General features: G+C 62.4%; 24 protein-coding genes. 10 read left to right on the forward strand and 14 right to left on the reverse strand.

Annotated elements, in window-relative coordinates; all coding sequences use genetic code 11:
* Window positions 1–23: 23 nt before the first annotated feature.
* The 3 genes from prfB to AC07UC_RS23005 all read right to left on the reverse strand — a co-directional run bounded on the left by prfB (window position 24) and on the right by AC07UC_RS23005 (window position 5,201).
* Window positions 24–1,155 (reverse strand): peptide chain release factor 2 gene (gene prfB / locus AC07UC_RS22995; protein ID WP_096445560.1). Its coding sequence is split into 2 segments (ribosomal slippage): window positions 24–1,088 and window positions 1,090–1,155, totalling 1,131 coding nucleotides; the frame shifts between segments, so codons are not numbered across the junction.
* A gap of 126 nt (window positions 1,156–1,281) precedes the next feature.
* Complete coding sequence (locus tag AC07UC_RS23000) at window positions 1,282–3,726, reverse strand: penicillin-binding protein 1A (RefSeq protein WP_202322816.1); 2,445 nt, start codon at window positions 3,724–3,726, stop codon at window positions 1,282–1,284.
* A 212-nt stretch (window positions 3,727–3,938) separates the two neighbouring features.
* Complete coding sequence (locus tag AC07UC_RS23005; protein WP_202322817.1) at window positions 3,939–5,201, reverse strand: N-acetylmuramoyl-L-alanine amidase; 1,263 nt, start codon at window positions 5,199–5,201, stop codon at window positions 3,939–3,941.
* A 653-nt stretch (window positions 5,202–5,854) separates the two neighbouring features.
* Between AC07UC_RS23005 and AC07UC_RS23010 the strand changes: the two genes are divergently transcribed.
* On the forward strand, window positions 5,855–8,809 hold the full coding sequence (locus AC07UC_RS23010; RefSeq protein WP_494907500.1) for an Rne/Rng family ribonuclease: 2,955 nt from the start codon (window positions 5,855–5,857) through the stop codon (window positions 8,807–8,809).
* Window positions 8,810–8,945: 136 nt separating this feature from the next.
* Here AC07UC_RS23010 and AC07UC_RS23015 read toward each other — a convergent pair whose 3' ends face one another.
* Together AC07UC_RS23015 and AC07UC_RS23020 are read right to left on the reverse strand one after the other, a co-directional pair.
* Window positions 8,946–9,893: a glutaminase gene (locus AC07UC_RS23015; protein ID WP_140767719.1), complete on the reverse strand. Its 948-nt coding sequence runs from the start codon at window positions 9,891–9,893 to the stop codon at window positions 8,946–8,948.
* 4 nt (window positions 9,894–9,897) lie between these two features.
* Complete coding sequence (locus tag AC07UC_RS23020; protein ID WP_494907501.1) at window positions 9,898–11,046, reverse strand: pyridoxal phosphate-dependent aminotransferase; 1,149 nt, start codon at window positions 11,044–11,046, stop codon at window positions 9,898–9,900.
* Window positions 11,047–11,193: 147 nt separating this feature from the next.
* On the opposite strand from AC07UC_RS23020, the gene AC07UC_RS23025 reads away from it, so the two are divergent.
* The 6 genes from AC07UC_RS23025 (at window position 11,194) to aat (ending at window position 16,538) form a co-directional block, all read left to right on the forward strand.
* Window positions 11,194–12,585 carry a M48 family metalloprotease gene (locus tag AC07UC_RS23025; protein ID WP_494907502.1) on the forward strand — a complete coding sequence of 464 codons (1,392 nt, stop codon included), beginning with the start codon at window positions 11,194–11,196 and terminating at the stop codon, window positions 12,583–12,585.
* A 64-nt stretch (window positions 12,586–12,649) separates the two neighbouring features.
* Window positions 12,650–13,486 (forward strand): DsbA family protein, encoded by an 837-nt coding sequence (locus AC07UC_RS23030; RefSeq protein ID WP_494907503.1) that lies wholly within the window; start codon window positions 12,650–12,652, stop codon window positions 13,484–13,486.
* 145 nt (window positions 13,487–13,631) lie between these two features.
* Window positions 13,632–14,066 (forward strand): type II 3-dehydroquinate dehydratase, encoded by a 435-nt coding sequence (gene aroQ / locus AC07UC_RS23035; protein ID WP_096445540.1) that lies wholly within the window; start codon window positions 13,632–13,634, stop codon window positions 14,064–14,066.
* 26 nt (window positions 14,067–14,092) lie between these two features.
* Window positions 14,093–14,554 carry an acetyl-CoA carboxylase biotin carboxyl carrier protein gene (gene accB, locus AC07UC_RS23040; RefSeq protein ID WP_140767723.1) on the forward strand — a complete coding sequence of 154 codons (462 nt, stop codon included), beginning with the start codon at window positions 14,093–14,095 and terminating at the stop codon, window positions 14,552–14,554.
* 10 nt (window positions 14,555–14,564) lie between these two features.
* Window positions 14,565–15,908 (forward strand): acetyl-CoA carboxylase biotin carboxylase subunit, encoded by a 1,344-nt coding sequence (gene accC, locus AC07UC_RS23045; RefSeq protein ID WP_140767724.1) that lies wholly within the window; start codon window positions 14,565–14,567, stop codon window positions 15,906–15,908.
* 12 nt (window positions 15,909–15,920) lie between these two features.
* Window positions 15,921–16,538, forward strand: a complete 618-nt coding sequence (aat, locus tag AC07UC_RS23050) for a leucyl/phenylalanyl-tRNA--protein transferase (protein ID WP_494907504.1) — start codon at window positions 15,921–15,923, stop codon at window positions 16,536–16,538.
* An 11-nt stretch (window positions 16,539–16,549) separates the two neighbouring features.
* Here aat and AC07UC_RS23055 read toward each other — a convergent pair whose 3' ends face one another.
* From AC07UC_RS23055 to AC07UC_RS23065, 3 genes are all read right to left on the reverse strand, one after another.
* Entirely contained in the window at window positions 16,550–16,933 is a 384-nt protein-coding gene (locus AC07UC_RS23055; RefSeq protein WP_140767726.1) for a hypothetical protein, read from the reverse strand.
* 76 nt (window positions 16,934–17,009) lie between these two features.
* Window positions 17,010–17,603, reverse strand: coding sequence for a DUF2155 domain-containing protein (locus AC07UC_RS23060; protein ID WP_494907505.1), 594 nt, complete (start codon window positions 17,601–17,603; stop codon window positions 17,010–17,012).
* A 141-nt stretch (window positions 17,604–17,744) separates the two neighbouring features.
* Window positions 17,745–18,143, reverse strand: coding sequence for an NADH:ubiquinone oxidoreductase subunit NDUFA12 (locus AC07UC_RS23065; protein WP_056566539.1), 399 nt, complete (start codon window positions 18,141–18,143; stop codon window positions 17,745–17,747).
* 228 nt (window positions 18,144–18,371) lie between these two features.
* On the opposite strand from AC07UC_RS23065, the gene panB reads away from it, so the two are divergent.
* Both panB and panC read left to right on the forward strand, forming a co-directional pair.
* Window positions 18,372–19,220 (forward strand): 3-methyl-2-oxobutanoate hydroxymethyltransferase, encoded by an 849-nt coding sequence (gene panB, locus AC07UC_RS23070; RefSeq protein WP_494907506.1) that lies wholly within the window; start codon window positions 18,372–18,374, stop codon window positions 19,218–19,220.
* Window positions 19,217–20,068, forward strand: a complete 852-nt coding sequence (gene panC / locus AC07UC_RS23075) for a pantoate--beta-alanine ligase (RefSeq protein WP_494907507.1) — start codon at window positions 19,217–19,219, stop codon at window positions 20,066–20,068. The genes panB and panC overlap by 4 nt, the downstream gene beginning before the upstream one ends.
* On the opposite strand, the gene AC07UC_RS23080 is transcribed toward panC, so the two are convergent.
* The 4 genes from AC07UC_RS23080 to gatB all read right to left on the reverse strand — a co-directional run bounded on the left by AC07UC_RS23080 (window position 20,065) and on the right by gatB (window position 23,480).
* On the reverse strand, window positions 20,065–20,454 hold the full coding sequence (locus tag AC07UC_RS23080; protein ID WP_494907508.1) for a VanZ family protein: 390 nt from the start codon (window positions 20,452–20,454) through the stop codon (window positions 20,065–20,067). The two genes, panC and AC07UC_RS23080, sit on opposite strands and share 4 nt — an antisense overlap.
* 176 nt (window positions 20,455–20,630) lie before the next feature.
* On the reverse strand, window positions 20,631–21,329 hold the full coding sequence (locus AC07UC_RS23085) for an AIM24 family protein (RefSeq protein ID WP_140767731.1): 699 nt from the start codon (window positions 21,327–21,329) through the stop codon (window positions 20,631–20,633).
* Between the two features lie 155 nt (window positions 21,330–21,484).
* Window positions 21,485–21,976 (reverse strand): GNAT family N-acetyltransferase, encoded by a 492-nt coding sequence (locus AC07UC_RS23090; RefSeq protein WP_494907509.1) that lies wholly within the window; start codon window positions 21,974–21,976, stop codon window positions 21,485–21,487.
* 4 nt (window positions 21,977–21,980) lie between these two features.
* The gene (gene gatB / locus AC07UC_RS23095; RefSeq protein WP_494907510.1) at window positions 21,981–23,480 is read right to left on the reverse strand and encodes an Asp-tRNA(Asn)/Glu-tRNA(Gln) amidotransferase subunit GatB; all 1,500 of its coding nucleotides are present in this window, start codon (window positions 23,478–23,480) and stop codon (window positions 21,981–21,983) included.
* Window positions 23,481–23,772: 292 nt separating this feature from the next.
* Between gatB and AC07UC_RS23100 the strand changes: the two genes are divergently transcribed.
* Window positions 23,773–24,030: a YjhX family toxin gene (locus AC07UC_RS23100; protein WP_013895772.1), complete on the forward strand. Its 258-nt coding sequence runs from the start codon at window positions 23,773–23,775 to the stop codon at window positions 24,028–24,030.
* A gap of 48 nt (window positions 24,031–24,078) precedes the next feature.
* On the opposite strand, the gene AC07UC_RS23105 is transcribed toward AC07UC_RS23100, so the two are convergent.
* Window positions 24,079–24,510, reverse strand: coding sequence for a CBS domain-containing protein (locus tag AC07UC_RS23105; protein ID WP_027051720.1), 432 nt, complete (start codon window positions 24,508–24,510; stop codon window positions 24,079–24,081).
* Between the two features lie 88 nt (window positions 24,511–24,598).
* Window positions 24,599–25,357 carry a rhomboid family intramembrane serine protease gene (locus AC07UC_RS23110; RefSeq protein WP_140767735.1) on the reverse strand — a complete coding sequence of 253 codons (759 nt, stop codon included), beginning with the start codon at window positions 25,355–25,357 and terminating at the stop codon, window positions 24,599–24,601.
* Between the last annotated feature and the right edge of the window lie 344 nt (window positions 25,358–25,701).

Below are 25,701 nucleotides of genomic sequence, written 5' to 3' on the forward strand. Positions count from 1 at the left end.
AACCCAGGTTAGTGGCGGACGGGCTAGTCCAGATCCGCCACGGCCTCACCCGCGCCACCCTCGATGCGTTGCGACAGCGAGGCTTCCATGAAGTCGTCGAGATCGCCATCGAGTACGCTTGACGGGCTGGTGCTTTCGACGCCGGTGCGCAGATCCTTGACCAGCTGATAGGGCTGCAACACGTAGGAACGGATCTGGTGGCCCCAACCGATGTCGCTTTTCGAGGCTTCGGTAGCGTTGGCGACGGCCTCACGCTTCTTCAGCTCTTCCTCGTAGAGTCGCGAGCGCAGCATCTCCCAGGCCTTGGCCTTGTTCTTATGCTGTGAACGCTCAGCCTGGCAGGCGACCGCTATGCCGGTGGCGATATGGGTGATGCGCACGGCCGAATCGGTGGTGTTGACGTGCTGGCCGCCGGAACCCGACGAGCGATAGGTGTCGATACGCACATCCGATTCCGAAACATCGATCTCGATCCTGTCATCGACGACTGGGTAGACCCAGATGCTGGAGAAGGACGTATGGCGACGCGCATTGCTGTCATAGGGCGAAATGCGCACCAGGCGGTGGACGCCCGATTCCGTCTTCAGCCAGCCATAGGCATTGTGGCCCTTGATCAAGAGCGTAGCGGATTTGATGCCGGCCTCTTCGCCATCATGCACTTCCAGCACCTCGACCTTGAAGCGGCGGCGCTCGGCCCAGCGCGTGTACATGCGCAACAGCATCGAGGCCCAGTCCTGGCTCTCGGTGCCGCCGGCGCCGGCATGAACTTCGAGATAGGTGTCGTTGGCGTCGGCTTCACCCGACAGCAGCGTCTCGACCTGTCGGGCCTTCGCCTCGCCCTGCATCGATCGGATCGCCGCTTCGGCCTCGGCGATGACGCCCTCGTCGCCTTCTTCCTCGCCAAGCTCGATCAAGCCGATATTGTCTTCCAGCGCCTGCGTCAGGCCCTTGACCGCCGCGATGCCTTCCTCGAGGCCTTGGCGTTCGCGCATCAGCTTCTGGGCTTCCAGCGGTTCGTTCCAGAGGCTGGCGTCCTCGGCCCGCACATTCAGGTATTCAAGCCGCTTTATGGCCTGATCCCAGTCAAAGATGCCTCCTCAGCAGGGTTATCGCCTGCCTGATCTCGTCGACAATATTCTGCGTTTCCGCGCGCATGGCCTGGTATTTCGTCCTGTTGCTGAAGTGACGCTTGGGTCGGCGCGATACATAGGGACGGCGTCGCCATGTGTAAAGCGAAATGGGCCGGCCCCAGGCCAGCCCAACAGGCTGCATCGAGCCCCGTCAGTAGAGGCCGCCGCCGCCGTCCTGGATGGCCTGGTTCGCCTGCGGCGACAGTGCGCCGCCCGATGCGTTGGAGCCGTCGGCACCCATGCCGATCACCCAATAGCTGTCGGCAGGACCGGTGCCCGGCTTGAAGGCCTCGATGATGGTGCCCGGATCGCCCGACGTGGCACGCATGCCGGTCTTGCGGTTGATGGCGATCAGATTCATGCCATCCGGCACCTTGAAGTCGACATTGGGCGTGCCGTCCAGCGCCACGCGCATGAAGTCCTTGAAGATCGGGGCGGCGAGACCGCCACCGGTGGCGCCATGGCCAAGGCCGCGCGGCGTGTCGTAGCCCATGTACAGGCCGACCACGAGGTTCGGTGTATAGCCGATGAACCAGGCGTCCTTTTCGTCGTTGGTGGTACCGGTCTTGCCGGCGATGTGCCGTCCCAGTTCGCCGATGGTGGCGCCGGTGCCGCGTTGCACCACGCCTTCCATCATCGAGGTGATCTGGTAGGCAGTCATCGGATCGAGCACCTGCTCGGAATTGTCGACCAGTTCCGGTTCCGGCTGATTCTTCCATTCAGGCGCGTTGCAGCCCTCGCAGCCACGCTCATCCTGCTTGAACACGGTCTTGCCGTAGCGATCCTGGATGCGATCGATCAGTGATGGTTTGATCGACTTGCCGCCATTGGCCATGATCGAATAGGCCGAAACCATGCGCATGACGGTCGTCTCGCCGGAGCCCAGCGCCATCGGCAGATACGGCGCCAGATGATCGTAGACGCCGAAGCGCTCGGCATATTCGACGACCAGCTTCATGCCCATGTCGTTGGCAAGCCGCACGGTCATCAGGTTGCGCGACTTCTCGATACCGGAGCGCAGCGTTGCCGGCCCGGCGACGGTGCCGTCATAGTTCTTCGGTGTCCAGGTCGTGTTGCCGCTCTGGATGGTGATCGGTCCGTCCATGATCACCGAGGCCGGCGTATAGCCATTGTCCAGTGCCGCCGAATAGACGATCGGCTTGAACGAGGAGCCCGGCTGGCGCATCGCCTGGGTGGCGCGGTTGAATTCCGACTGCGAATAGGAGAAGCCGCCGACCATGGCCAGCACGCGGCCGGTATGCGGATCCATGGCGATCAGGCCGCCTTCCACCTCGGGAACTTGGCGCAGGCTGTAGGCAGTGTCGGAACCTTCGTTCTTTTGCACGAAGATCACGTCGCCCGGCTTCAGCACGTCGGCCGGCGACTTGGCCTTGACGGTCTTGCCGTCGACCAGATGGCGCATGGCAAAACCCATGTCGTCCTTGCTGACGGTGCCCTCGACGCGTTCCTTGACGATGTCGCCCGACGCCTGACGTGCGGGCTGCAGGCCGATCGACAAACCAGTCGCGGAGCTGTCGAGCACGACGGCCAGCGACCATTCGGGGACGTCTTCCAGGCCCTTGACGGCGCCCAGCGCCACGCCCCAGTCGCCGGATACGTCGATCGTCTTCACCGGCCCGCGATAACCGCGCAGCGTGTCGTATTTCATCAAGCCGTTCTGCATCGCCCTGCGGGCAATGAGCTGGACCTTGGGGTCGAGGGTGGTGCGAATGGAGAGGCCGCCCTCATAGAGCGCATTCTCGCCGTAGCGGGCGATGATCTGCCGACGGACCTCTTCGGTGAAATACTCGCCGGCGAAAAGATAGGAGCCGGCGCGCCGTGGCGAAACGCCAAGCGGCTCGGCCTTGGCCTTGGCCCCCTCTTCGGGCGTCACATAACCATTCTCGACCATCTGGCCGATGACCCAGTTGCGCCGCTCGATCGCCCGATCGGCGTGCTTGAAAGGATTGTAGTTGGCCGGACCTTTCGGCAGCGATGCCAGATACGCGGCCTCGGCCACGGTCAGTTCATTCACCGATTTGTCGAAATAGGTCAGCGCGGCGCCGGCCACGCCATAGGCGTTGAAGCCGAAGAAAATCTCGTTGAGATAGAGTTCGAGGATGCGGTCCTTCGGGTAAGCCTGTTCGATGCGGAAGGAAAGGATGGCCTCCTTGACCTTGCGTTCCAGGGAGCGCTCGTTGGTGAGCAGGAAGTTCTTGGCAACCTGCTGGGTGATCGTCGAACCACCCTGCATCGGTCCACCCGAAACGTAAGTGAGCACCGCTCTACCCAACCCCGTTATGTCGACACCAGGATGGCTGTAGAAGTTCTTGTCCTCAGCGGACAGAAAGGCCGCCTTGACGCGGTCCGGGATCGCCTGGATCGGCAGATACAGGCGCCGTTCGCGCGCATACTCCGCCATCAGCGAGCCGTCAGAGGCATGGATGCGGGTGGTGACCGGCGGCTCGTATTTGGCGAGCACTTCGTAGTCGGGCAGATCCTTTGCGACATGGCCGATGTACAGGGCAACGCCCGCCGCGACCAGAAGGGCCAGCGTCGTGCCGATGCCGAAGAAGTAGCCAATGAGACGAATCATACCCGCTCCAGTCCTTGGTCGGGAATTTCCTAAACGAAGCCGCCTTCCACGCAAGCTTTCGAACCGGTCCCAATCCGTAATCGAAAACCCATGTCGCCACCATGTGGACAAAATACGGCAAGGCTTGCTTTCATGACCTCGAGCCGGAAATAAAGGCACCGGGTGTTGTCATCCAGCAACGCCGCCTTAGGTTGCAGGCGCCGCCAGGCATGTCAACCTCCGGTCCCCGTTCCGGCACGAGCGGAAGCGAACAGCGCAACGGCGTTGGTGATGCTTTGTGCGGCCTTGCCGCGCCATTCGGCGTCGAGCAGTTGCGCCTCGTCCTTGGCATTCGAGAGATAGCCGAGTTCGACCAGCACGGATGGCACGTCCGGCGCCTTCAGCACCTTGAATCCCGCCGAACGCTGCGGATTGTTGATGAGGCCGACGCTGGTCGAAAGCTGGCCGACCAGCGTGTGCGCGAAACTCATCGAGAAGGTGTGCGTCTCGCGGCGGATCAGGTCGATCAGGATGTCGGTCACTTCCTTGTTATCGTCCTTGATAACCATACCGGCAAACTGGTCCGAGAGATTCTCGCGGTCGGCAAGCGCCTGCGCCTCGGGATCGGATGCCTTGTCGGAGACCGTATATACGGTGGCGCCGCGGATGCCCTTGACGCTGATCGTATCGGCATGGATCGAAATCAGCAGATCGGCCTCATGCTGGCGGGCAATGCGCACACGGTCGTCCAGACGCAGATACTCATCGGTGTCGCGCGTCATGAAGACATCGTATTTGCCGATCGCCGTGAGCTTGTCGCGCAGCTCCGTGGCGAAGGCCAGCGTCACATTCTTCTCGATCGTACCGTTCAGACCCTCGGCTCCGCCGTCGACGCCGCCATGGCCGGGATCGATGACGACGGTGAAGCGATGGCCCGGATTGGAGACCGGCCCGGTGCCGACCCGTCCGCCCTTGTCGGTCGAAACCGTCGAGCCGGTGGTCAGCGCCTGGTTGGCAAGGGCGGCGTCGAACTCACGTTCGGAGGCGGCCGACATGTCGATGGCAATGCGGTAGCCGGTTCCGTCTTCATTCTTGAGCACATCCAGCTTGTCGACCGCGAACGGTCCCTTGCCGGTGAGGATCAGCCGAGAAACGCCCTCGCCGAGCTCACCCAGGCGCACACTCTTGACCAGGCCGCGCGGCTTCAAGTCCTTGGCGTCGATCGCCAGCCTGGTATTCGCCAGGTCGATGACCAGGCGATTGGGTCCGCGCAGCAGGAACCACTTGATGTCCGGCTCGCGATCGAAATCCACGACGATGCGCATCTTGGTGGCATCGCCCGCCATCTTGTAGCCTTTGGCCACGAGCGGCGCGTCGGCGGCATTGGCAACGGAGGAAAGCGACTGGGAAATCACGACCAGCAGCAGGAGACAGAAGGCGCCGAGAATCCGGCCGCCAACACGACATCCCTTGTCTGTGAAGTCCGCCAGTCCCATCTCTCTTCCAGTCGCTCCCGGTTTGGCGCCAGGCGCCCGCTCGTTTCGTCGAAGTGCCGGTTAGGCCGCGAACTCGATTAACGATTGGTATCCAGAGAAGGTTAACCAAGCCTTTTCACGCAAGGATCAGAACCAGGCTTACGTTACGGAACTGCTTTTTGCCGGCATCGGAAATCGGGGTTGCCTTCCACCCCGCCAAATCATAAAAGCGATAGTGGATCACTGCAATCCTGGAACCGCCCTCCTCCGCAGCTTCCTGCTACAGGGTTAGATGAAAGGCGGCTCCTTTCGCTTCACGCGAAAAGGCTTCAAGTGATTGCGACGAATTTCGCAGGTGTGCTCCCGTGGCGGGGGAATCGCTTGCGTGAGGAAAACGGCCGGGTTTGTTCCCGTGCCGGCTCTGTACGAGCAAACAAGCTGGTCCGGTTTCCGGGCTTTGGTTCAAAAGGTTCTGCTGGTGACGATGGCTTCAAGCGCAATCATGGAAAGGTCCGCATCAAACCGCGCCAGTATGGCTGCGGGCGGCACCGCCATGACACGCAGGCACCGTCCGGCGGACATTCAATTATCCGGCACCCACTCTCATCCAGACACACAGCAGCGGGTTTTACCCCGCCAGCTGCGGCTGACGGCTGCCGGGGGGAAACGAAATAATGCCCAACAAAATGCTGATAGACGCCTCCCACCCGGAGGAAACACGAGTTGTCGTCGTACGCGGTAACCGTATCGAAGAATTCGACTTTGAATCCCAGGACAAGAAGCAGCTCAAAGGAAACATTTACCTCGCCCGCGTAACGCGCGTCGAACCCTCCCTTCAGGCAGCCTTTGTCGAATATGGCGGCAACCGTCACGGTTTTCTCGCCTTCAGTGAAATACACCCCGACTACTACCAGATCCCGGTCGCCGACCGTCAGGCACTGCTGCGCGCCGAAGCGCAGGAGGCCGAGGACGAAGAGGACGAGGACGGCGACGGCGATGACCGCCAGAGCCGCGATCGCGGCCGGCGCGGGCGACGGCGCGGCGGCAAGAGCCGTGACCGGGCCGAGCACAAGCGCGATGCGAGCGAGGCAGGCGAAGGCTCCGGCGAGCCGAGTGAAGGCGGCGACAATGGCGACATCGTTGTCGAAGAGATCTCCCACACCTCCCAGATCATCGAACACGCAGCCGACACGTCAGAACATCCAGATACGTCGGAGCATGCCGATACGTCCGGCCATGATGAAGGTTCCGCCGAGCAGGACGAAGCCGAAACCCGCGAGGGCGGCCCGACATCGATAGCCGCCGCTGTCGAAGGCGATGTGGTTTCCGAACCTGTCCCGCAGACGGAACAGGGCACTGAAGCAACGTCCGGCGACAATGACCGCGGCATGCTGGAGGAAGTACAGTCCTCGCATCCGGATGACCACGAGGTCGAATCGGTCGGCGCCGAGGATGCGCTGGAAGAAGTGCGCAATCGCCGCAAGCCCGTGCGCCGCCAGTACAAGATCCAGGAAGTGATCAAGCGCCGGCAGATCCTGCTGGTGCAGGTCGTCAAGGAAGAGCGCGGCAACAAGGGCGCCGCCCTCACCACCTATCTGTCTCTTGCCGGCCGCTATTCGGTGCTGATGCCCAATACGGCACGCGGCGGCGGCATTTCCCGCAAGATCACCAGCGCGGTCGACCGCAAGCGCCTGAAGGAGGTTGTCGCTGATCTCGAAGTGCCGCAAGGCATGGGCGTCATCCTGCGCACCGCTGGCGAGAGCCGCACCAAGGCCGAGATCAAGCGCGACTATGAATATCTGATGCGGCTGTGGGAGAACGTGCGCAATCTCACGCTCCAGTCCACTGCCCCTGCCCTCGTCTATGAGGAAGGCAGCCTGATCAAGCGTTCGGTACGCGACCTCTACAACAAGGACATCGACGAGATCCTTGTCTCGGGCGAGGAAGGCTATCGCGAGGCCAAGGACTTCATGCGCATGCTGATGCCGAGCCACGCCAAGGTGGTTCAGCCGTTCCGCGACACGACGCCGATCTTCGTGCGCAACGGTATCGAGGCGCAGCTCGACCGCATGCTGCAGCCGCAGGTGACGCTGAAGAGCGGCGGCTACATCATCATCAACCAGACCGAGGCGCTGGTTGCCATCGACGTCAATTCGGGGCGCTCCACCAAGGAGCACTCGATCGAGGACACGGCACTCCACACCAATCTGGAAGCGGCCGAAGAGGTTGCCCGCCAGCTCAGGCTTCGCGATCTCGCCGGCCTGATCGTCATCGACTTCATCGACATGGAGGAGAACCGCAACAACCGCTCCGTCGAGAAGCGGCTGAAGGATCACCTCAAGAACGATCGTGCGCGTATCCAGGTCGGCCGCATCTCGCATTTCGGCCTGATGGAGATGTCACGCCAGCGCATCCGCGCCAGCGTGCTCGAATCCACCATGAAGCCCTGCCCGCATTGCGGCGGCACCGGCCATGTCAGGTCCGATTCGTCGGTCGCGCTGATGGTGGTGCGGGCGATCGAGGAATTCCTGCTCAAGGATTCGCGCAGCCACATCACGGTCCGCACGCCGGCCGCGACCGCGCTCTACGTGCTCAACCACAAGCGCGGTACGTTGGTGGAACTGGAAAGCCGCTTCGGCCTGACCATCACCATCGAGGCCGACGACACGGTCGGCGCGCAGCACTATGCGATCTTCCGCGGCGCCCTGGCTGAAAAGCCCGAGGGCTTTGTAGAGGTGCGCAGCCTGCCGGCCTATGTCGAGCCGGAAGAGCCCGAGGACGAGATTGTCGTCGTCGAGGAAGATGACGAGGTATCGGTCCAGGCCGAGCAGCCACGCCAGCAGCCGCAGCAAAACCAGCAGCCGCGGCCTGTCGGTGGCGAGGACGGCGAAGGCCGCGACCGCAAGCGCCGCAAGCGCCGCAGACGTCGCGGCGGCCGGGATCGCGATCGCGAACATGGCGCTCCTACGGATGGCTCATCCACCTCGGCTCCGGCCGGCGATTTCGCCGAATCGGCAAACGCGGCGGACGATGACGACACCGAAACGGACGACGCCGCTCCGATCGCCGCCAGCGCCTCCGATGAGGCGGCGCAGGCTTCGGATGACGGCCAGGGCAAGAAGCGTCGGCGCGGCAAGCGCGGCGGCAAGCGCAACCGTCGCGAGGACGGCGAAGGCGAGGCCGAGGCAAGTGCCGGCGAAACGACCGAACCTTCCGAAGCTGATGCTTCGGAAAGCGAGCCTGCCTCGATCGAGCCGGTGGCTGTTGCTGCTGTGGCGGAAGAGCCGGTGGCTGCGGTGAGCGAAGAGGTGCCGAGCACCGAGAAGCCCAAGAAGCCGCGTCGCGCAGCCAAGCCGAAGAAGGCAGCCGCCGAGGCCGCCGTCGAGACGGCCGTTGTCGAAGCGGCTGTGGAAACGCCGGCCGAAGCTCCCGCGGCGGCCACCGAGGAAACAGTGGTTGCGGCCGTCAAGGAACAGCCCTCGAAGGCCCGGCCGTCACGACGCAAGCCAGCGGCGATCGATGCACCGGTCGTGCCTGTGGTTTCCTCGACCGTCGCCAGTGAGCCGGAAGCCAAGACCGAAGAAAAGCCGAAGCGTGCCGGCTGGTGGCAGCGGAAGGGCTTTTTCTAAGCCTTTCAACTGGTTGAAGTGATTTTTTGATAAGAAAATCCCGCGCCGATCGAAGGATGGCGCGGGATTTTTCATGTCATGTGTTCCCACAGTGCGAGAAATGGGGAAACCATCCCACACTTTTCCTGGAATTGCGCTAAGGCGCGAAAATCGACCAGTTCATCATCCTGGCCAGTTTCTCCAGGGCGATCGACCCCAGCTTGGAATTGCCATTGGCGTTGAGGCCGGGCGACCAGACGGCGAGCGAGGCGACACCCGGCACGATGCCCAATATGCCGCCGCCAACGCCGCTTTTTCCCGGAATGCCGACACGGAAGGCGAAATCGCCGGATCCGTCATAGTGGCCGCAGGTCAGCATCATGGCACCGATGCGCCGCGCGCGCTCCGCCGACACCACGGAATGGCCGGTCGCCGGATTCTTGCCGCCATTGGCAAGGAAGCGGCCGGACATCGCCAGTTGCCGGCAACTCATGGCAATGGCGCAATGGTGGAAATAGACGCCGAGCGCCAGTTCCGGTGCATGATGAAGATTGCCGAAGGATTTCATGTAGTTGGCCAGCGCGAAGTTGCGATAGCCGGTAGCGCGTTCGGACGCCGCCACCTCGCGGTCGATGATGATGGTCTCGTCGTCGGCGAGGAACTGGATGAAGCGCAGGATCTCGCCGATCGCCTCGCGCGGCTGATGGCCGGCAAGCAGGATATCGGAGATGACGATGGCGCCGGCATTGATGAACGGATTGCGCGGAATGCCGTTCTCGTGCTCGAGTTGGACGATCGAGTTGAACGGATTGCCCGACGGCTCGCGTCCAACCCGTTTCCATAGCGCGTCGCCGACATTGCCGAGCGCCAGCGTCAATGTGAACACCTTCGAGATGCTCTGGATGGAAAAAGGCTGGTCGGCATCGCCCGCCGTCAGCACACGACCGTCATTGGTGACGGCGGCAATGCCGAACTTCCTTGGATCGACCTTGCCCAATTGAGGAATGTAGGTCGCGACATCGCCGCGATCGGTGCGTTCAGCCATTTCGGCCGCGACCTCGGCCAATGCCTGATCAAGTTTGGGGGCCTGTTCGAGTTCCGGCATGGCGCTACCTCAACCAGCGTTCGATGCGCGACATCGCCTCGACCATGTCGTCGTGGCTGCCGGCATAGGAAAAACGCATCGTGCGATGCCCCGCCTGGGTGTCGAAGTCGTGGCCGGGCGTCGCCGCCACATGCGCCTCGGCCAGCATCTTGCGCGTGAAGGCCATGCTGTCGTTGGTGTGCCGGGTGACGTCGCAAAAAGCATAGAAAGCGCCATCCATCGGCGCGGCCAGCGGAAAGCCAAGCTCGGGCAGACGTTTCATCAAGAGCTCACGATTCCAGGCGTAGCGGCCCTTGACCACCTCCAGATCCTCGGTTGCGGCAAAGGCCTCGATCGCAGCGATCTGCGACAGTTCCGGCGGCGAGATGTAGAGGCTTTGGGCAATCCGCTCGACCGGCCGCACCAGCTCTTCCGGCAACACCATCCAGCCGATGCGCCAGCCGGTCATGCAATAGTATTTCGAGAAGGAATTGATCACGGTCACGCTGTTGCCGAAAGCGAGTGCCGTGGTGTCGGGCGCGCCATAGGCCAATCGATGATAGATCTCGTCGGAAATGACGGCGATCCCCAGCGTCTCCGCCATATTGACCAGCGCCGACAGTTCGTCGGCCGGTATGACCGCGCCGGTCGGATTGGCGGGGCTTGCGAAAAGAACCCCCTTCAGCGGCTTCTCGCGGTGCGCCGCCTCCAGATGACCGGCATGCAGATAGGCCGCGTCGCCGAGTTCGATCTCGACCACATCGATGCCGAGCGCCGCCATGATGTTGCGATAGGCGGGGTAGCCGGGGGCCGCGATGGCTACGCGGTCGCCCGGATCGAACATCGCCAAGAAGGCGAGATTGAAGGCCGCCGACGATCCTGTGGTCACCGCGATCCGGCCGGGCTCGACCTCAAGCCGATAGTGATCCGCGTAATGCTCGGCGATCGCCTTGCGCAGACCGGCCAGCCCCAGCGTGTCAGTGTAGCCTATGCGCCCGTCCTGCAAGGCCTTGGCAGCCGCGGCGCGAACCCTTGCGGGCGCGGGGTCGGAGGGCTGGCCGACCGCCATTGAGATCACTGGCACGCCCTGAGCCTTCAGCCTGTTCGCTTCGGCCAGGACATCCATGGCGTGGAACGGCTCGACATTGCCACGGCGTGAGAGCGAAACGACCATTTTATCCCTGTCCAGACAGTTGAGCACGCCATTCCCTTGATGCATGCGCCGCACAAATGCCCGATTGATGTGAGGATCACAAGTTGAGGAAGTTTTTCCGGTGCCGACTTTTCATCTTTCGCCCGCTCGTCTACCAGTTGACACGTCATGTTGAGCCGACCCAGATCGACGATTGCCCAGGCAGCACGCGTTTTCGCGACGTTTTCGCTCGGCGTCGCCGTTGCCGTGGCGAGTTCGGTCACCGCCTTCGCCCAGAACGTGCCTGTTATACGCGATGCCGAGATCGAGGCTCTGGTGCGCGATTACGCTCGGCCGATCTTCAAGGCCGCCGGGCTGGCGAATGACGGCATCGACATCGTTCTGGTCAACGATTCCAGCTTCAACGCCTTCGTCACCGGACGCCGGCTGTTCATCAACACAGGCGCGCTGATGACGGCTGAAACGCCGAACGAGATCATCGGCGTCATCGCGCACGAGGCCGGTCATATCGCCGGCGGCCACCAGCAGAAACTGCGTGACCAGCTTGAACGCGCCAAGACGATGGCCATCATCGCCACCTTGCTTGGCGCGGGCGCCATGGTCGCTGGCGCGACCACCAACAGCCGCGGTCTTGCCGGCGCCGGCATGGGCGTGGCGGCTGGCGGCGGTGAGATGGCGCAACGCAGCATCCTCGCCTACCAGCGCACCGAAGAAACGACCGCCGACCGCTCGGCGATCACCTATCTCAACGCCACCGGCCAGTCCGGCATGGGCATGCTGAAGACCTTCGCCCGCTTCCAGAGCGCGCTGTCCTTGTCGGGCACGCAGGTCGATCCCTATCGGATCAGCCATCCGATGCCGCAGGAGCGCATCGCCAATCTCGAAGTGCTGGTGAAGCAGAGCCCCAATGTCGACAAGGTCGACTCTCCGGCGCTGCAGCAGCGCCACGACATGATGCGGGTCAAGATCGCAGTCTATATGGACGGCCAGGCCGGGGCGGCGCGACTGATGCAAAAGATGCGGGGCAGCCTCGCCGCGCAGTATGGCGATGCCCAGTCCACCTATCTTTACGGCAACCTTGCCGCGGCGCTCGTCAAGACCAACGCCCTGATCAAGGCGCAACCCAAGAATGCCTACTTCCAGGAATTGCGCGGCGACATACTGATGAAGGCGAACAAGCCCAAGGATGCGGCCGAAGCCTACACCAAGGCGGTCAGCCTCGATCCGGTGCGGTCCGGCCTGCTGCCTGTCTCGCTCGGCCAGGCCCTGATGGCCGTAGGCACGCCCGACTCGCTGAAGAAGGCCGTCGTGCAGATCAACAACGGCCTGGGGCGCGACAAGGAAAATTCCGCTGGATATCGCTACCTGGCGCAGGCTTATGGCGAGTTGGGTGACATACCGGGCGCCGAGCTTGCCACGGCCGAGGGTCATTTCTATTCCGGCAACTACAAGGATGCGAAGATCTTCGCCATGCGGGCGCAGCAGCAGATGAAGCGGGGCGAGCCGCGCTGGATCCGCGCGCAGGACATCATAAACTACAAATCGTCAGGCAAAATCTAGTGAACCTTCCGGCCACGCGCTGCGACACAGCCGGACCGGGAAACAGGCAAAAGGAACGAGAACGATGAAAAAGGCACTGTTGCTGGGTACCACGGGGATCGCTGTAGCCCTTGCCATGCTGGCTTTCGGTTTCGTGGCCGGCAGCCCACAGATTGCCAAGGCCGGGACGGCGCAGCCCGTCGAGACGACACAGCCTGTCCAGACCGCGGCGGCCGATACCAAGGCGGCGGATACCAAGATCGATCGCACCGAGGTCGAAGGGATCATCCGCGACTACCTCTTGAAGAACCCCGAAGTGCTGCTGGAAGTGCAGGACGCGCTCGAGGCCAAGCAGAAGGACGAGCAGCGCCTCGCCGCGCTCGGCGTCATCAAGAACGCCAAGGAGCAGATCTTCAACTCCAGCTTCGACGGCATTGTCGGCAACCCGAACGGCAAGGTGACCATCGTCGAGTTCTACGATTACAATTGCGGCTTCTGCAAACGCGCCATCGAGGACATGCGGGCGCTGACCAAGGCCGATCCGGATTTGCGCTTCGTGCTCAAGGAATTTCCGATCCTCGGGCCGGACTCACAGAAGGCGAGCGTCGTCTCGATGGCGTTCCACCTGATGATGCCGGAAAAATACGGCGAGTTCCACAATGCTCTGCTCGGCGGCCAGGGACGCGCTACCGAAGCGGCCGCGATCAAGGTCGCGCTTTCGCTCGGCGCCGACGAGGCGAAGCTGCGCGAGAAGATGAAGGACCCGTCGATCACCGAAGCCTTCGCCAAGACCTATGATCTTGCCAACAAGCTCTCGATCACCGGAACACCGTCCTATGTGGTCGGCAACGAGGTCGTCTTCGGTGCTCTCGGGCAGGAAGTGCTGGCCGAAAAGATCGAGGCGGCGAAGGCCGCGCTTTGATCGGCCGGGAGTTTTCTTCACGGGCGGATTTCGGCCTGTTGTGGACAGTGAAAGAACGCACTTGCGCTCTTTCCGCGGGCGACTATGCCCATTATAGAGAGCCAGCGCGCCGGTTTGACACCGGCGCCGGTAAAGGTCGGCTTTTTTGAAAACGGTTTTCGTCCTGAACGGTCCCAATCTCAACGCGCTTGGCAAGCGCGAGCCGGGCATCTATGGCGGCAAGACGCTTGCCGCCATCGCCGACGACTGCAAGCAGGCGGGCACAGCGCTCGGGCTCGAGATCGATTTCCGCCAGTCGAACCACGAGGGCGATCTCGTCGACTGGATCCAGGAAGCAGGCGACAAGGCCGCCGGCATCGTCATCAATCCAGGCGCCTACAGCCATACCTCGATCGCGATCCACGACGCCATCCGCTCGGTCGCGCCGCTGCCGGTCGCCGAGGTTCATCTTTCCAACATCCATGCGCGGGAATCATTCCGCCACGTCTCCATGGTCGCGCCGGTCGCCGTCGGCATGATCTGTGGCTTTGGGCCGCTCGGCTACACGCTGGCGCTACAGGCGCTGGCCGCACGCCTATGACCGGCCAACAAACAGAAGGCTCGAAAATGTCGATAAAGAAGACCGGTGTTGACCAGCAGCTGATCCGCGATCTGGCGGGCATACTGAACGACACCAACCTGACCGAAATCGAGGTCGAACTGGGTGACCTGAAGGTGCGCGTGTCGCGGCAGGCACCCGCCGTCCATGCCATCGCCGCACCCCAGCCAGCCTATGCGCCCGCGGCTGCCGCACAGCCCGCGGCATCGGCCGCGCCGGCAGCGGCCGACGTATCGAAGAACGCGGTGGCCTCGCCGATGGTCGGCACCGCCTATCTGGCGCCCTCGCCCGACGCCAAGCCGTTCATCGAGATCGGCCAGAAGGTCAAGGAAGGCCAGACGTTGCTGATCATCGAGGCGATGAAGACGATGAACCAGATCCCCTCGCCGCGCGCCGGCACGGTGACGGCGATCCTGTTCGAGGACGCGACGCCGGTCGAGTACGGCATGCCGCTCGTCGTGATCGAGTAGAGCTGGCAGGATGTTCCAGAAGATCCTCATTGCCAATCGCGGCGAAATCGCGCTTCGGGTGCTGCGTGCCTGCAAGGAACTCGGCATCCAGACCGTGGTGGTGCATTCGACCGCCGACGCCGACGCCATGCATGTCAGGCTCGCCGACGAGAGCGTATGCATTGGGCCGCCGCCATCGCGCGACAGCTATCTCAATATCCATCAGATCGTCGCGGCCTGCGAGATCACCGGTGCCGACGCCGTGCATCCAGGCTACGGTTTCCTGTCGGAAAACGCCAAGTTCGCCGACATATTGGCCGCGCACAACATCACCTTCATCGGCCCGTCCGGCGACCATATCCGCATCATGGGCGACAAGATCGAGGCCAAGCGTACCGCCAAGCGCCTTGGCATTCCCGTGGTGCCCGGTTCCGACGGCGCGGTGACCGACGAGAAGGAAGCCAAGCGCATTGCCGCCGAGATCGGCTATCCCGTGATCATCAAGGCCTCGGCCGGTGGTGGCGGGCGCGGTATGAAGGTTGCACTCACCGAGGCGGACCTCGAGATCGCCTTGCAGACGGCGCGCACGGAAGCCGGTGCCGCCTTCGGCGACGACGCCGTCTATATCGAGAAATATCTGCAGAAGCCGCGCCACATCGAGGTGCAGGTGTTCGGTGACGGTTTTGGCCGTGGCGTGCATTTCGGCGAACGTGACTGTTCGCTGCAACGCCGCCACCAGAAAGTCTGGGAAGAGGCCAATTCGCCAGCGCTCAACGCCGAGGAGCGGTCCCGCATCGGCGGCATCTGCGCCAAGGCCATTGCCGATCTCGGCTATTCCGGCGCCGGCACGATCGAGTTCCTGTACGAGAATGGCGAGTTCTATTTCATCGAGATGAATACGCGCCTGCAGGTCGAGCATCCGGTGACGGAAGCGATCACCGGCATCGATCTCGTGCATGAACAGATCCGTGTCGCTTCCGGCGGCGGTCTTTCGGTCAAGCAGGAAGACATCAAGTTCAACGGCCATGCCATCGAATGCCGCATCAATGCCGAGGATCCCCGCACCTTCACCCCCTCGCCCGGCACGATCACGCATTTCCATACGCCGGGCGGCCTCGGCATTCGCGTCGATTCAGGCGTCTATTCAGGCTACAAGATCCCGCCCTATTACGACAGCCTGATCGGCAAGCTGATCGTTCACGGGCGCAACCGCGTCGAATGCATGATGCGGCTGCGGCGGGCACTGGATGAGTTCGTCGTCGATGGCATCAAGACGACCTTGCCGCTGTTTCGCGATCTCGTCGGCAACGCCGACATCGCCAATGGCGACTATGACATCCACTGGCTGGAAAAATACCTGGCCAAGGAAGAGTAGTCCGGGGACGCGATGACCCGTCCCTACGCGCCCGGCTATCGCATCCCGACCGACCTCCTGCTCAAGGCATACGCTTCGGGCGTCTTCCCGATGGCTGAAAGTGCTGGGGATCCGGAGGTTTTCTGGGTGCGGCCGGAGACGCGCGGCATCATTCCACTCGATGACTTTCACACGCCCAAAAGCCTGAAGAAGGCAATCCGCAAAAACCCATTCGACATCCGTTTCGACTTCGATTTCGAGGCGACGATCGATGGCTGCGCCGAGAAGCGCGAGGAGCGGCGCTCGACCTGGATCAACGCGCCGATCCGAGAGGCCTATGTGCAGTTGCACCGTATGGGCCATTGCCATTCGGTCGAGGCCTGGCGCGAGGACAACTTGGTCGGCGGCCTTTATGGCGTTTCGCTTGGACGGGTATTCTTCGGCGAAAGCATGTTTTCCAAACAAACGGATGCTTCGAAGATCTGCCTGGTCTACCTCGTCGAGCGCCTGAAGGCGCGCGGCTTCGCACTGCTCGACACGCAATTCACCACCGAGCATCTGAAACACTTCGGCGCCGTCGATGTGCCGCGCGGCAAATACGAAAAGATGCTGGCCGAAGCACTGAAAGGCGAGGCGACCTTTTTTCCGTAGGGGTCGAGACCCTACTTGGCCGCGGCCTCGATCGGCGTTTGCGAATGGAACATCATCTTCCAGCCGTTGACGCGATGGACATAGCCGGTGCTGACCAATGCCGCGTAGGGTTCGCCATTTTCCCGCGTCGCGTGCGCCTCGTAAGTCAGCATGATGATATCGCTGCCCGGCTCGATTATTCCCTTGAGTTCGATATCGAGATCGCGCCAGCGGTTGGGCTTGGTCGCGGTCTTGGCGAGGTCTGCATTGTCCATCGCCCGTGCCATCTGAGGAAACGCCACCAGGCATTCCGTGTCGGCATTGGCGGCGTAGTAGGCTGCGTCGCCGGTCCAGAACCCTCTTTCGAGCTCAAGCAGCTCTTTCTTGCTGGCCGTGATCCGCTTGCTGTCCGACATCGGTCTATCCTCCGGGCGCATCGATGCGCAATCGTTCGTGATCCAACGCATGATGGACACGACGGTTCCGGGGGGATCAGTTGGTGTCGGACGTATCCGGTTCTGTGGGAGCGGACTGTTCCACATCCGAGGTGGCGGCAGGCTTGGCTGCGGCTGGCTTGGTCGCGGCAGGTTTCGAAGCGTCGGCCTTGGTCGCGTCAGCCTTGGTGGCGCCGGGCGCAGGGACATCCGACTTCTGCTTGCATTCCTTCAGCCAAACGTCATAGACGGCATGTTCGACAGCATTGAGGCCCGGGCTTTCGGCGAACATCCAGCCGGTGAAGATGCGACGAATCTTGCGGTCGAGCGTGATCTCGTCGACCTCGACGAAAGAATCGGTCTTCGGTTCCTCTGTCTGCGGCCGGGAATAGCAGACGCGCGGCGTCACCTGCAAAGCGCCGAACTGCACCGTCTCGTCGATATAGACATCAAAGGTGATGATGCGGCCGGTGATCTTGTCGATGCCGGCGAACTCGGCGACCGGGTTGCTGATGCGATCCGATCCCGCAGGGGCCGCCGGCGCGGGTGCGGGCGCGGCAGGTGCGGGCGAAGCGGCAAACGCCGCGGTGCTGACGGCGAGGCCGGCGGCTAACGTCAGACCGCCCGTCGATATCAGGTTGAAAAAGCTCATATGGGGGTACCGGTGGTTCGCGCCCGGGTGATTCCGTCAACCACCAAGGCTAGTCGCCGTTTTCTGATCAGCAAGCAGCTAAACACCAATTGTGGCGATAAAGGACCCGCCTGCACTTTGCGCCGCTACAGACCGGGGCCGTTACGACCCGGGCGTCCAGGCGTCATAGTCACCCGTGACCTGCGGACGATGCTGGTTCGTCAGCACCGAGCCCTTCGGGCGATAGGCCGCCGGCGTGCCGGTCAGATTAGGCTGATGCGGCTTCTGCCAGTCGCGCGGCTTGTACTCGTCACTGGGCGGCGCGACGTCGACACGGTGATGGATCCAGCCGTGCCAGCCGGGCGGGATGGCCGAGGCTTCGGAATAGTTGCGATAGATGACCCAGCGGCGCGTGCGGCCTTCCGAATCGATACCGCCTTCGTAGTAGACATTGCCGGCCTCGTCCTGGCCGACCCTCTTGCCGTACCGCCAGGTGTGCAGGCGTGTTCCCAGCGTCTGGCTGTTCCACCAGGTGAAAAACTGCGTCAGGAAAGTCTTCATCTCAGAACCCTCGCGCCGGCGGCGACTGTTTCCTGCTTATGGCGTCAGGCCTTCGGGAAGGCAAGGGTTTTGCCGCGGGGAGCGCACAAATGGCGCGCCAGGGACGCGACACAAGCCTGTGATCTCCAGAGGTGACAGGATGCACGCTTGCCAAGCCTTTCCGCTCTTTCTAAAGCTCAGCGCGCCCATGCGGGTATCAATCCGGCCATGGGCCGAAGGAGGTGACGATTGGCCACGAAATTGCAGACCACCGACATTCGGATCGACGCCGAGCTGATTCGCCGCCGCAAGGGCGGCACGCCACTGGTCTGCCTCACGGCCTACACCTATCCCGTCGCTCGCCTGCTCGATCCCCATGTCGACCTGCTCCTCGTCGGCGACAGCGTCGCCATGGTCCTGCATGGTCACGAGACGACGCTGGGCGCGTCGCTCGAGATGATGATCGCACATGGGCAAGCCGTGATGCGCGGCTCGGCCAGGGCCTGTGTTGTCGTCGACATGCCGGCCGGCAGCTACGAGGACTCGGCGGCGCAGGCGGTGGCCTCGGCGCGGCGCATCGTTGGCGAGACCGGCTGCCAGGCGGTGAAGCTCGAAGGCGGCGTCGACATGGCCTTGCAGATCGCGGCGATCGTGGCCGCCGGCATTCCGGTCATGGGCCATATCGGCCTGCTGCCGCAATCGGTTGAGAAGGATGGCGGCTACAAGATCAAGGGCCGCACGGACGAGACGATCGCGGCGTTGATGGCTGATGCGCTTGCCGTAGAAAAGGCCGGCGCGTTCTCGGTGGTCATCGAAGGCACGATCGAGGCGGTCGCCGCCGACATTAGCCACCGCATCGCCATTCCAACCATCGGCATCGGCGCCAGTGGCGACTGCGATGGCCAGATTCTGGTCATCGACGACATGGTGGGGCTGACGGTCGACCGTGTGCCGAAATTCGTCAAGGAATACGCCGACCTGCGCAGCGTGATCGCGCATGCCGCCGAGCAGTACGCATCGGAGGTGCGAAACCGGACATTCCCCGGTCCGGCCCATGTTTTTTCCGGCTCAAACACCAATGGCGGAGACCGAGCATGAGCCGGCCCGATATCGTCGATAGCGTTGCCGCACTTCGCGCTAGGGTTCGCGACTGGCGGCGCGACGGCTTGCGCGTCGCCATGGTGCCAACCATGGGCGCGTTGCATGAGGGGCATCTCTCCCTGATCAGGATCGCGCGCGAAAAAGCAGAGCGCTGCGTGGTGTCGATCTTCGTCAACCCGACGCAGTTCGCACCGAGCGAGGATCTCGACAAGTACCCGCGCCAGCTTGCCCGCGACCTGGATCTGCTGGCGACGGTGAAGGCCGATCTTGCCTTCACGCCGACGGTTGGCGCGATGTATCCCGCCGGCTTTGCCACCAGGATCTCGGTCGGCGGCCCCTCCGCCGGGCTCGAATCGGACTTTCGCCCGACCTTTTTCGAAGGCGTGGCCACCGTGGTGGCCAAGCTCTTCCTCCAGGCCACGCCAGACTACGCGATCTTTGGCGAAAAGGATTATCAGCAGCTTTGCGTCGTCAGGCAGCTCTGCCGCGACCTTGACCTGCCCGTCGAGATCATCGGTGCCCCGACCATACGCGACGCGCATGGCCTCGCCATGTCGTCGCGCAATGCCTATCTCGACGGGGGTGAACTGGCGGTCGCTCGCCAACTCAACGTGATTCTGCGCAAGGCGGCAGCGGCGTTGGCGGCCGGCGTACATCGAGACGACGCAACCGGCGAAGCCGGTCGTGCCCTGATCGCCGCCGGTTTCCAGAAGATCGACTATGTCGAGGCCCGCGAAAGCCTGACGCTTGCGCCCTGGAGCCGCGACCATACGGGGCGCCTGCTCGCCGCTGCCTGGCTTGGCAAGACGCGGCTGATCGACAATGTGGAAGTTCCCACCGCCTAGGGCAAAGGGTCGACCGACTGCATTCGGCTTCCTGCCGCGCCTACCCTCACTCCTATTCGCCCGCTGGTCCTCACCAACAATTGCCCCACGACGACCCCAATAATCCCAGCTGATGCTTTCACGAGTGCATCGGCAAGGTGCGCGTGGCGGCCGGGATCGATGATCTGAAGCAATTCCAGTATGCCGGCAGTCGCAACCACAAGGATCAAGGTCTGATACACTCGGTTGGGGAAGCTGAGCGCCAGGGCGAAGCCCAACAGCACATAGGCCAGGGCACGCTCGATATTCGCCTGGGCTATGTGCGGCCTCATCTGGATCGGCGACAAGGTCGCGAAAATGATGATGATAAGCAGCACCAGCGCCGCGATGCGGAACAGTTTGATCATGTCCCTGCATATCCGTCGTGAGCCGGCACAGCAAATGCTGGAATGACGCAGGAGCGGATTGGGACCCGATCGGCCAGCCCCAGCCGAACGGGAATGCGCATAGCGAACAGCGATGCATGACTGGCACGACTGTTCGCCCAGAGTGAAACAATCCACAGCCTCTAGCCCTGTCGGAGTTACTCCTCTGTCGGCATGTGCAGATACATGGACTGGATGCCGACCCGGCCCGGGCCGGTGAAGCGATTGACGATGAAATTCATGTTGGCGCCGAAGAAGCCGCTCGACAGGCGGTCGATCTTGGTTTCCATCCTGACCGAGGCATCCTTGAACAGCCAGCCGCCGGGCTCGATGTCGATGGTCTCGCCCGATGCAAGCGTCTTTTCGAAGACATTGCCGTAGCCGTGCAGCCAGACGATACCGTCGCCGGTATCGCCGCGAAAACGGTCGATGAAGAAGCCACTCTGGCCAAACAGCATCGTCGCCAGGCCGCGTACCCGCTCGAATGTGTAGTCGACATTGCCGGTAGCGGCGAGAAACTGGTGTTCGCGCACCTGGATCTCCTCGCCGCGCCTGAGATGGATCGGCACGATGTGGCCGGGCCCGTCACGGCTGAAGGCGATGATGCCCGCCCCCGACGCCTCGGTGACGAAGATCTGCATACCGGCCATCATGCGCTTCAGCGCGCCTTTGAGCGATTTCAGGCCGATGGTGATGGTGGAATTTTTCCACAGCAGGATGTGGTGCTCGAAATAGACCGGCATCCGTGTCACGTCGACCGAAAGCACGGGCACCAGCTCGCCCGCTATGTGATAGGTGACGCCACCAAAAGTTTCGTCCGACACCTGCGTCGGCATCAGTTCCGGCAAGCTTGGCATGGTTCCCCCCTCGCCGCCTTGCGCGCCAGCCTATTCCGGCTCCCGCACGGTCAGCCGCAGCAGCTTTGGTGCGTGACCCTCGGACCGTCAAACGAAAACGGGGCGCATGCCGCGCCGCTCGCGAGAAGGTGATCTGGAGTGCCAGCAGATGGCGGTCAGCCGGCAAGCGGCCTGCGATAGACCAGTGTCGGTTCGCCGGACGCACCCGTGTGCTCGCCGGCATCGCCGGATCGCACGAAGCCGTTCGCCTCGTAGAAGGCAATGGCACGCTTGTTCTGTTCCTCCACTTCCAGACGGATGGCGCGAGCTTCAGGGAAACTCTCGATGATCTCGTCGAGCAGCATGCCGCCGATGCCCCTGCCCTGCAGGCTTGGAAGCACGTAGAGCTGTTTCAGCACAACCAGTTCTCCGCCATCGACGCCTTCGGCAAAAGCCACGCCGCCAATGCGCTTGCCGTCATCAGCGACGAGGAACTCGCTGTTCGGCCGTGTCAGTCTGGTTCTCAGAGAAGCAATCGAGTGCCATTGGTCGGTGATTTCGGTGACCTTGGCAGCGCCATAGATGGCGTCATAGGTCGCATGCCAGGTTTCAACCAGCAGCGCCCGGATGGCGGCGAGGTCGCGATCTCCGGCGGTGCGGACGAACATGGTTCTACTCTATGCCGAGCTTGGCCTTGACGAGGTCGTTGACCGCCTGCGGGTTAGCCTTGCCGCCTGTCGCCTTCATCACCTGGCCGACGAACCAGCCGGCCATGGTCGGCTTGGCGCGCGCCTGTTCGACCTTGTCCGGATTGGCCGCGATAACCTCGTCGACAGCCTTCTCGATGGCGCCGGTATCGGTGACCTGCTTCAAGCCACGGCTTTCGACCAGTTGACGTGGATCGCCACCTTCGTTCCAGACGATCTCGAACAGGTCCTTGGCGATCTTGCCGGAGATGGTGCCATCCTTGATCAGGTCGATGACGGCGCCAAGCTGGTCGGGCGAAACCGGCGCATTTTCAATGTCCTTGCCCGCCTTGTTCAATTGACCGAGCAGGTCGTTGATGACCCAGTTGGCGGCGAGCTTGCCGTCACGTCCGGCGGCCACCTTCTCGAAATAGTCGGCGACCGACTTTTCCGAGACCAGGATCGAAGCATCGTAAGTCGAGAGACCCAGCGAGGTGATCAGCCGCGCCTTCTTGTCGTCGGGCAGTTCCGGCAGTCCTTTGGCCAAAGCATCGACATAGGCCTGATCGAATTCCAGCGGCAGAAGATCGGGATCGGGGAAGTAGCGGTAGTCGTGCGCTTCTTCCTTCGAGCGCATTGAGCGCGTCTCGCCCTTGACAGCATCGTACAGCCGCGTTTCCTGGTCGATCTTGCCGCCATCCTCCAGGATGGCGATCTGGCGGCGCGCCTCATAGTCGATGGCCTGGCCGATGAAGCGGATCGAGTTCATGTTCTTGATCTCGCAGCGCGTGCCGAACTCGCCACCGGGCCGGCGTACCGAGACGTTGACGTCGGCGCGCAGCGAGCCTTCATCCATGTTGCCGTCGCAGGTGCCGAGATAGCGCATGATGGTGCGCAGCTTGGTGACATAGGCCTTGGCCTCATCGCCGGAACGCAGGTCAGGCTTGGAGACGATCTCCATCAGCGCCACGCCCGAGCGGTTGAGGTCGACATAGGACATGGTCGGATGCTGGTCGTGCATCGACTTGCCGGCGTCCTGCTCCAGATGCAGCCGCTCGATGCCGACCTCGATGTCCTCGAATTCGCCCTGGCGATCAGGCCCAACCGAAACGATCACCGTGCCCTCGCCGACGATCGGCTGCTTGAACTGTGAAATCTGGTAGCCTTGCGGCAGGTCGGGATAAAAATAGTTCTTCCGGTCGAAAACCGACTTGTGGTTGATCTGTGCCTTCAGGCCGAGACCGGTGCGGATCGCCTGCTTGACGCATTCCTCGTTGATGACGGGCAGCATGCCCGGCATTGCCGCATCGACCAGGCTGACATTGGCGTTGGGAGCGGCACCGAAAGCGGTCGAGGCGCCGGAAAACAATTTTGCTTCCGAGACGACCTGCGCGTGCACCTCGAGACCGATGATGATTTCCCAGTCGCCGGTGGCGCCGGGGATCAGGCGTTTCGCGTCGGGTGTGCGGGTATCGATGAGGGTCATGGTGGCCTGCGAATTACGGTGAGTGAACTCACGCTTGAACGTGACTTTCACGTCTAAAGTGAAAGTCATTCGCTAGTGCAAACCGCCAAAAGAGACAAGCGCAAAGCCGCAGGCTGGCCTTTTCAGCCGCCTTCGCCTATAGGACGCCCGTCCCAATGGAGAGTGGATGTCCACTTACGCTCAGTCCCGGTAGGGCCCTGACCTCCTAGCGAGGCAGGGCAGAAAACCTGAAACCCCGTGCCGCGAAGCTTCGCGGCGGCGGCATTTTTTGTTTTCCCGGAAAACTCTCCACATGGATATTTCGCGCACTGAACAGCGCATCCTGCACCTGCTTGCGCAGGGCGGACGCATTGAAATTGAAAAGAACCAGAAGAAACGGATCGCCTCCGTCAAATGCCTGACCCGCGACGGCTGGCACTATCCGGGCGTCGATCTCGACCTGTTTCGAAAGCTGAAACGCAAGAAGGCGGTTTCGTCGTCTGGCGGCGGTCCCTACCGCATCACAAGGCGCGGGCTCGAGCTCGTGCGCTCCGAACTCGACAACAGATAGCATATGGTTCCGCCGGTCCGGTTTCCGGCCGGCGGCTCCGTTCACCGTTCAGGCGGTGGCGATATAGGCCCTGATCTCGTCGGCCTCGCGCTCGACATCCTCGATGCGGCGCTTGACCACGTCGCCGATGGAGACGATGCCATCGAGCAGGCCGTCCTTTTCCACCGGCAGATGGCGGAAGCGGCCCCTGGTCATGATCTCCATCACCTCGTTGACGGTGTGGTTCTCATTGCAGATCTTCACCTTCGGCGTCATCGCCGAGCGCACCGCAATATCGAGCGCCGCGCCACCTTCCTTGGCGACAACCCGCACGATGTCGCGCTCCGACAGAATGCCGACGATCTTGCGATCGCCATTGGTGATGACCAGCGCGCCGATCTTGTGTTCGGCCAGGATGCGGATGGCTTCGCTGAGCTTTTCATTCGGCCCGAGCGTCAATACGTCGTGGCCTTTTCTTTCCAGAATTGCCTTAACCGTCATGGCGTCCTCCTCTGCTTCGCCTGCCGACCCCCTGCCCAGACCGGCTTTCACGTAAGAGTGAACATCGTGCGCCGTGATCGGCTGCATTTCAAGTGCCGCGGTCGGTGGCCTCCCATTCGGAGGGCTGCCATCGCCGGTCGAACCAGCGCAGGCCGAAGAAGCCGGCGACGAAGCCGCCAATATGGGCCTCCCAGGCGATCTGTCCGTCTACTCCAGGGGCAAAGCCGAGCAGGCCGGTGGCGAGATTGATGATCATCCACACGGCGAGAAAGATCACGACGCCGCGCAAGCGCAGGACAGTTGCGATCGGCAGCACGGGGCCAGCGAAGGCAGCCTTGCCGGCCGACCGGTCGGTGCGAAAACCAAAACGCGCCGCGGCCCCCATCATGCCTGATATGGCGCCGGATGCGCCGACCAGTGGTGCCTCGCCATAGGGGTGCATGGCCCAGAAAAGCGCCACGGAAGCCAGTCCGGTGGCCGCGAAGAACAGGGCGAACCAGAGCCCGCCGAGACGATTGGCCAATGGCGAGCCAAAGGCGGCGAGCCAGACCATATTGATGGCGATATGGGCAAAACCGCCATGCATGAAGGCATAGGTGAAAGGCCGCGTGAGCAGGAACCAGTCGAAGCCGTATTGGCCGGTGTAGAGAACCGGGATGAAGGCCCCGTCGTACAACAACGTCATCTGTTGCGCGTCGTTCAGCACATATTGCTGCAGCAGGAAAACGACCGCGCAAATGCCGATCACCGCCAGCACGACGGGCGGCAGATTGAACACCGGCTCGCGCCGGGGCTCCGGCATCGGTTCGGCGTGTTCGGCCTCGGAAGGATCTTGCGGTTCGCTCATCTGCAATCGCACTCTGCTGGGTTCGATCTGGGGGCTGGTTCGATCTGGCCAGCATCTAGATCATGGTCAATGGAACCGCAAACAGCGAATCGCCTTGGCGCGAATCAAAAAAGAAGCCGTCCAAGGTTTCCCTTGAACGGCCGGTCGAGCCCCCTGCTCCCCTAGAACTCTTGACTGAAGTGCTGCCGATCGTCGCGAAACGACCGCTTCTGGAGTGGTTTTGGTGTGCCACAGCGCCTGCCCGGGCGCAACGTAAACCAGTTGTTAACCTTAACGGTCCCGACCCGTGAACAAGTGCTAACGACGCTGGCACGCTTCCTGCTCCCCAACGCATGTAGGTCATC

The organism is Mesorhizobium sp. GW821-FHT04C10 (genome assembly GCF_059420305.1).

Bases quoted from the DNA above. Each gene is read 5' to 3' on its own strand.
- AC07UC_RS23090 (WP_494907509.1), bottom strand. From the start codon at position 21,976: ATGTTCGTCCGCACCGCCGGAGATCGCGACCTCGCCGCCATCCGGGCG.
- AC07UC_RS23010 (WP_494907500.1), top strand. From the start codon at position 5,855: ATGCCCAACAAAATGCTGATAGACGCCTCCCACCCGGAGGAAACACGA.
- panC (WP_494907507.1), top strand. From the start codon at position 19,217: ATGAGCCGGCCCGATATCGTCGATAGCGTTGCCGCACTTCGCGCTAGG.
- AC07UC_RS23030 (WP_494907503.1), top strand. From the start codon at position 12,650: ATGAAAAAGGCACTGTTGCTGGGTACCACGGGGATCGCTGTAGCCCTT.
- AC07UC_RS23085 (WP_140767731.1), bottom strand. From the start codon at position 21,329: ATGCCAAGCTTGCCGGAACTGATGCCGACGCAGGTGTCGGACGAAACT.
- AC07UC_RS23080 (WP_494907508.1), bottom strand. From the start codon at position 20,454: ATGATCAAACTGTTCCGCATCGCGGCGCTGGTGCTGCTTATCATCATC.
- AC07UC_RS23025 (WP_494907502.1), top strand. From the start codon at position 11,194: ATGTTGAGCCGACCCAGATCGACGATTGCCCAGGCAGCACGCGTTTTC.
- AC07UC_RS23100 (WP_013895772.1), top strand. From the start codon at position 23,773: ATGGATATTTCGCGCACTGAACAGCGCATCCTGCACCTGCTTGCGCAG.
- AC07UC_RS23005 (WP_202322817.1), bottom strand. From the start codon at position 5,201: ATGGGACTGGCGGACTTCACAGACAAGGGATGTCGTGTTGGCGGCCGG.
- AC07UC_RS23065 (WP_056566539.1), bottom strand. From the start codon at position 18,143: ATGAAGACTTTCCTGACGCAGTTTTTCACCTGGTGGAACAGCCAGACG.
- AC07UC_RS23105 (WP_027051720.1), bottom strand. From the start codon at position 24,510: ATGACGGTTAAGGCAATTCTGGAAAGAAAAGGCCACGACGTATTGACG.
- gatB (WP_494907510.1), bottom strand. From the start codon at position 23,480: ATGACCCTCATCGATACCCGCACACCCGACGCGAAACGCCTGATCCCC.
- AC07UC_RS23020 (WP_494907501.1), bottom strand. From the start codon at position 11,046: ATGGTCGTTTCGCTCTCACGCCGTGGCAATGTCGAGCCGTTCCACGCC.
- AC07UC_RS23015 (WP_140767719.1), bottom strand. From the start codon at position 9,893: ATGCCGGAACTCGAACAGGCCCCCAAACTTGATCAGGCATTGGCCGAG.
- AC07UC_RS23060 (WP_494907505.1), bottom strand. From the start codon at position 17,603: ATGAGCTTTTTCAACCTGATATCGACGGGCGGTCTGACGTTAGCCGCC.
- AC07UC_RS23000 (WP_202322816.1), bottom strand. From the start codon at position 3,726: ATGATTCGTCTCATTGGCTACTTCTTCGGCATCGGCACGACGCTGGCC.
- AC07UC_RS23055 (WP_140767726.1), bottom strand. From the start codon at position 16,933: ATGTCGGACAGCAAGCGGATCACGGCCAGCAAGAAAGAGCTGCTTGAG.
- AC07UC_RS23110 (WP_140767735.1), bottom strand. From the start codon at position 25,357: ATGAGCGAACCGCAAGATCCTTCCGAGGCCGAACACGCCGAACCGATG.
- aat (WP_494907504.1), top strand. From the start codon at position 15,921: ATGACCCGTCCCTACGCGCCCGGCTATCGCATCCCGACCGACCTCCTG.
- accC (WP_140767724.1), top strand. From the start codon at position 14,565: ATGTTCCAGAAGATCCTCATTGCCAATCGCGGCGAAATCGCGCTTCGG.
- accB (WP_140767723.1), top strand. From the start codon at position 14,093: ATGTCGATAAAGAAGACCGGTGTTGACCAGCAGCTGATCCGCGATCTG.